This is a genomic window from Lentzea kentuckyensis, from assembly GCF_002150765.1.
GTDB classification, from domain to species: Bacteria; Actinomycetota; Actinomycetes; order Mycobacteriales; family Pseudonocardiaceae; genus Lentzea; species Lentzea kentuckyensis.
On record NZ_MUYM01000191.1, the window covers coordinates 1 to 5770 of the forward strand.

3 protein-coding genes are annotated in these 5770 nt (G+C 69.1%); all 3 read left to right on the plus strand.

Annotation, left to right across the window (positions count from 1 at the left end; genetic code table 11):
• Positions 1-98 precede the first annotated feature (98 nt).
• The 3 genes from B0F77_RS45670 to B0F77_RS45680 all read left to right on the plus strand — a co-directional run bounded on the left by B0F77_RS45670 (position 99) and on the right by B0F77_RS45680 (position 5730).
• The gene (locus B0F77_RS45670) at positions 99-1094 is read left to right on the plus strand and encodes a phosphotransferase (protein ID WP_086669303.1); all 996 of its coding nucleotides are present in this window, start codon (positions 99-101) and stop codon (positions 1092-1094) included.
• A 145-nt stretch (positions 1095-1239) separates the two neighbouring features.
• Positions 1240-2781 carry a deoxyguanosinetriphosphate triphosphohydrolase family protein gene (locus tag B0F77_RS45675; RefSeq protein ID WP_086669304.1) on the plus strand — a complete coding sequence of 514 codons (1542 nt, stop codon included), beginning with the start codon at positions 1240-1242 and terminating at the stop codon, positions 2779-2781.
• Positions 2782-2940: 159 nt separating this feature from the next.
• On the plus strand, positions 2941-5730 hold the full coding sequence (locus tag B0F77_RS45680) for a S8 family serine peptidase (RefSeq protein WP_169731078.1): 2790 nt from the start codon (positions 2941-2943) through the stop codon (positions 5728-5730).
• Positions 5731-5770 lie beyond the last annotated feature (40 nt).

Sequence of the window (5770 nt, forward strand, 5' to 3'; positions counted from 1 at the left end):
AGTAGGTCGCCGCCGAACTTACGTACAGAAGACCCCTGAGGGTCGAGCGCCACAAGCGCTCCCCTCAGGGGTCTTCTGTTTTGTGGCATAAAGGATGTGTGACCAATTTGCAGGCGCCGGTGCTCGAGATGTTGTGGGAACCGCACGACCCTCTCGGCGCGCTCGGCGAAAGGTTCGGCTTCAGCGACGAGGAAGCGGCCGTGGGCTGGGTCGCTGCCCAGCTGGACGAGCATTGGGGTGTCCGGATCCACTCCTGCGAGCGGATCGTGATCAGCGACCACAACGCACTGGCCTGGGTCGGCACGTCGTCCGGCCGGCTGCTTGCGAAGTGGTCGGTCGTGCCGTGGCTCTTCGAACGCCTGGCGGAGATCGCCCGGCTCACGTACTGGCTCGACGGTCAGGGGCTGCCGGTCTCGGTGCCGGTTCGCGCGCTGGACGGCCGTCTTCAGGTCGAGACCGGCGGCGCTTCGATGTCCTTGCAGCGCGAGATCGAAGGTGAACTGCTCGACATCGGCGATCCGCGCCAGGTCCGAGCGGCAGGGGCGGTCCTGGCCCGGTTGCAGGACGCGCTTGCCGGATACCCCGACGCCGAGCGGGCCGGCATGCCCGCGGATCCGCTGCCGCCGTTGAACGCCCGGATCGCCGGCTGGCTCGACTCCGGTGCGGGGTCCGTGCCCGCGAAAGCTCGTGACACGCTCCGACGCTTGGTCACCGAAGCGCCTCCCGGTGAGCTCCCGACGCAGCTCGGTCACCACGACTTCCGCTCGGCCAACGTCCTGTGTTCCGGAGCCGAGGTGGCCGCGGTCATCGACTTCGAGGAGGTCAGATTCGACCATCGGGTCGTCGAGCTCGCACGATCGGCGGTCCTGCTCGGCACCCGCTTCCACGACTGGGGGCCGGTGCCGGCCGAGGTCCACGCGGAGTTCCTCGCCGGCTACCAGTCCGTGCGCGCCCTGACCCCGGTCGAGGCGAAGTGGTGGGACGTCGTCCTGCTCTGGCAGGCCCTGGCGATGGTGCCACCCGGCGACGATCGGACCGGGTGGGGACCTTCGGCACTGCGGTACCTGCCGCCTGACGGTCACTCGACCGGGTGAACAGTGGCCTGATTCGGGTCCTGCTCCCTCTAGTAGTTATTTCCGCTGCCCGGGAGGTGTCACAAAACCATGGTCATCTTCGCCGCGCAATGAGGAAGACGCGTGGGGCGCCGAAGGCTCGTGGCTGCCCGGTACCTTCTCTCCCATGCACAACGAGCAACGCACCGCCCGTCGGTCAGCCGGTGTGGGCAGGACCGCCGACCTCGCCACGAACCCCTTCCGGGTCGACCGCGACCGGGTGGCGAGCTCGCCGTTCTTCGCGAGGCTCGGCGGCGTCACGCAGGTCGTCAGCTCGACGGGTTCCGGACTGCTCGTGCACAACCGGCTCACCCACAGCCTGAAGGTCGCCCAGGCCGCGCGCGCGATCGCGGAGCGGCTCACCAGCCGGCCCGAGCTGACCGCGGTGCTCGAGAAGCTCGGCGGGTGTGATCCCGACGTGGTGGAGGCGGCGGCGCTCGCGCACGATCTGGGGCACCCGCCGTTCGGGCACCTCGGCGAGCAGGTGCTGGATCGGCTGGCGCGGCACCGGTTCGGGTTGCCGGACGGGTTCGAGGGCAACGCGCAGTCGTTCCGCATCGTCACGACGACGGACGTGCGGGGGCCCAAGGCGCTCGGGCTCGACCTGACGGTGGCGGTGCGGGCGGCGATGTTGAAGTACCCGTGGACGCGCCATCAGCCGCTCGACCTCACGGTGGCGCCGCGTGGTGCGTCGGCGCCCGACGACATGCCGGGGACCGGCAGCTCGAAGTTCTCGGCCTACGTCACGGAGATCAACGATCTGCGGCAGGCGCGCGAGCCGTTCGAGGGGCGGGTCGAGTCGTGGCAGCAGACCGTCGAGGCGAGCGTCATGGACACCGCGGACGACATCGCGTACGCGATTCACGACCTGGAGGACTTCCACCGGGTCGGGGTGTTGCAGCACGCGACGGTCTCGGCCGAGCTCGGGACGTGGCAGGCGCAGGCGCTCGACCTCGCCGGCCTCAGTGACGCCGAGCTCGGTGCCGAGATCCGGATGCCGGGGCGGTCGCTGGAGACGTTGCGCAGGCGCATGCACCTCAAGGATTCCTGGGTGATGAGCGACGAGGCGTTCGCGCTGGCGGTGCGCAAGGTGAGCAAGGAACTGGTCGACGGGTTGCTGGCCGTGCCGTTCGACGGGTCGGTCGAGGCGGAGCAGGCGGTGGCCGGCTTCAGCGCGCGGTGGACGCGCAGGCTCGTGGACGCGGTCGGGGTCATCGAGGAGCCGACGCCGCGGTCGGGTCACGTGGTGCTGGCCGTTCAGCAGTGGCACGAGGTGCAGGTGCTGAAGTTCGTCCATCGGCGTTTTGTGTTGCTGCGGCCGGATCTGGCGTTGCACCAACGGGGGCAGGCGCGGTTGCTCTCGTCGTTGGTGGACGCGTTGGAGCAGTGGGTCACCGACCGGGCCGAGGCGGATCGGTTGCCGCGCAGGTTGCACGATCTGGTCGAGCTGGCCGAAACGGAGTACGCGGCGCTCGCCCGGACGGAGCCGTCCACATTGGTCGGTCCAACCGGTGAGCTGCCGATTGGTCCTGATGTCGTCAGGGGATTGGCGCGTGGGCGGGCGGTCGTCGACTTCGTCGCCTCGCTGACCGACAACCAGGCCGCCGCGCTGCTGGAAGCACTTTCCGGGCGAACGGGTCAGTTGTGGACTGACGCGTTTGTTCTGTGAAGTGTGATTGCGTCTGCTAAGTGGGAAGTAGCCCAATCGGATGCTGACTGTGATCAGTCGTGCGCCATACGTTGACGCCTCGGCCGGGATCATCCGGCCGCAGGCCGCGTGCCCAGGGGGATCATTCCGGGGCGCGCCAACGTTCGGGGGAGAAACCCTGTGCGCCGATCTCGAAGAGGCACTTCGTTAGTCACCGCAGGAACCGCAGTCCTTCTGGCCGCACTCACCGTTGTCACGCCGGCCTCCGCTGATCCGGTCAAGGCGGCGAAGACCATCACCGACCGCACCGCGGCCCAGATCGCCGCGTTGCAGAGCATCAAGAAGTCGCTCACCCCAGCCGAGTCCAAAGTGGACAGCGCACTCGTCGTGGAGGCGCGCAAGCGCGGCCAGATGGGGACGATGAGCGCACTGCCGCAGGTGCAGACCGGCGTCGCCGTGACGCCGCGGTCGACCACCCTTGTGGACATCCGTGCCAAGCAGTACTCCGAGGACCTGGTCAACGCTGTCCGCGCGGCGGGCGGACAGATCCGGGCAGTGTCCCCCGAACACCGCACCGTCCGCGCCGAGGTTCCGGTCGCCCAGCTCGCCGCGATCGCCGGACGCAACGACGTCACGCGCGTCGAGCCGGGCAGCGACGCGATGACGCAGGACGTGAAGAACAAGCGGGACAACAAGAGTCGCAAGGCTCCGTCCAAAGAGGACAAGGCGCGGGAGATCGAGCGCCGGTTGTCCGAGAAGCAGCTGTCCGTGCAGGCGGCCAAGGTCGCCGAGAGCGACAAGGCCCACAGCGCCGAGGCGGCACGGGGCAGCTTCCACGTGACCGGTGTCGGCGTGAAGCTGTGCGCGCTTTCGGACGGCGTGAGCTCGCTGGCCGTGTCGCAGGCCGCGGGCGAACTGCCGGCCGTCGACGTCCTGCCGGGGCAGGCGGGTTCCGGTGACGAGGGCACCGCGATGCTCGAGATCCTGCACGACCTCGCGCCCAACGCCGAACTCGGCTTCGCCACGGCGTTCAACGGCGACGCGAGCTTCGCCGACAACATCAAGAAGCTGCGGTTCGACCTCGGCTGCGACGTCATCGTCGACGACGTCATCTACTTCAACGAGTCGCCGTTCCAGGACGGCATCATCGCGCGCGCCGTGGACGCGGTCGCCGCGGACGGCGCGATGTTCTTCTCCAGCGCCGGCAACCAGGGCAACGTCGCGGACGGCACCGCCGGCCACTGGGAGGGGCAGTTCGTCGACTCGGGTGTGGGCGTCGGCAAGTTCGCCGGCACCGCGCACGACTTCAACCCGGACCCGAACGCCAAGCAGCTGTTCAACCCGCTGTCGAACTACTCGGGCGACACGCCGGTGACGCTGCACTGGGCCGACCCGCTGGGTCAGTCGTTCAACGACTACGACCTGTACCTGGTCAACGCCCAAGGCAACGTTGTCACCTTCAGCCAGAACAACCAGGACGGCACGCAGGACCCGTTCGAGCGGCTCAACACGCCGACCTCGTCCACGGGCACGCGGCTCGCGGTCGTGAAGTTCCGCGGTGAGGACAAGTACTTCGACCTGTCGCTGTTCGGCGGACGGTTCGCCAACTCCAGCGACGGCCTGCAGAAGTTCGTCACGCCCGGCATGACCCGCGGTCACTCGGCCGCCAAGGGCGCGATCTCGGTCGCGGCCGCTCCTGCCGCCGCGGCGCTGCCGTTCGACCTGGAGCCCGGCGACCCGGCCAACCCCAAGGGCCCGTACCCGAACGCCTACGACAGCACGCAGAAGCCGGAGCGCTTCACCTCCGACGGACCGCGCAGGACGTTCTTCGCGCCCGACGGAACGCCGCTCGCCGAGACCCGGCAGAAGCCGGACATCACCGCGGCCGACGGCGTGACCACCTCGGTGCCGGGCTTCGCGCCGTTCTTCGGCACGTCGGCCGCGGCTCCGAACGCCGCCGCGATCGCCGGTCTGATCCTGTCCGGCAACCCGACGCTCAAGCCCGCCGAGGTCAAGGAAGCCCTTGTCACCACGGCGATCGACATCGTCGAGTCCGGTGTGGACAATCGCACCGGTGCCGGCATCGTGATGGCAGACAAGGCTCTCGCCTACACGGGCGCGTCGCCTCAGGCGCTGGCTCGCGCGCAGCGTCCGACGATCGTGAACGACGCGGACGGAAGCGCTTTCCTCAAGCCGGGCACCACGGCCACGGTCACGGTTCCGGTCGCCAACAACGGTGACGGCACCGCGTCGTCGACCTCGGTCGTGCTGACGACGCCGGCCGCCGGCGTGACCATCGCGCCGCGCTCGAAGTACTACGGCAACATCGACGTCGGCCAGACCGTCAGCAACACCTTCAAGGTGACCGTCCCGGCCTCGGCCGGTCTCGGTTCGGCGGTGCGCCTCGACGCACGCGTGACCTACGCGGGCTCGACCTCGCCGACGACGGCCTCGTTCACCTTCCGCGTGGGTGAGCCGGCGCGGGACTTCAAGACGTTCGCCTACACCGGTGCTCCGGTGGCCATCCCGGACAACGACCAGACGGGTGTCTCCATCTCCCTGCCGGTGTCCGGTGTCGGTGCGGCGTCGAACCTGAAGTTCTCGGTGGACGGCGCGACCTGTTCGGCGACCGAGGGCTCCACGACGGTGGGCATCGACCACACCTTCGTCGGTGACCTGGTGGGCACGCTCACCTCGCCGTCGGGCAAGTCGGTCACGCTGTTCTCGCGGTCCGGCGGTACGGGCAACAACATCTGCCAGGCCGTGTTCGACGACTCGGCGACGCGGTCGTTCTCGTCCGTGCTGAGCAGCGACGCACCGTTCACCGGGTCGTGGCTGCCGGGTTCGCCGCTGTCGGCACTGACGGCGGACGGCGCGGACGGCACCTGGGTGTTCAAGGTCGCCGACGTGGTGGGCTCGGACCGCGGTTCCATCCGCTCCGTGACGCTGCACGTCGCCGGCTGGGTGTGACGGGCTAGCTGACCCAACGGAGAAGGCCCCCGGCTCGCGA

Bases quoted from the DNA above. Each gene is read 5' to 3' on its own strand.
- B0F77_RS45675 (WP_086669304.1), top strand. From the start codon at position 1,240: ATGCACAACGAGCAACGCACCGCCCGTCGGTCAGCCGGTGTGGGCAGG.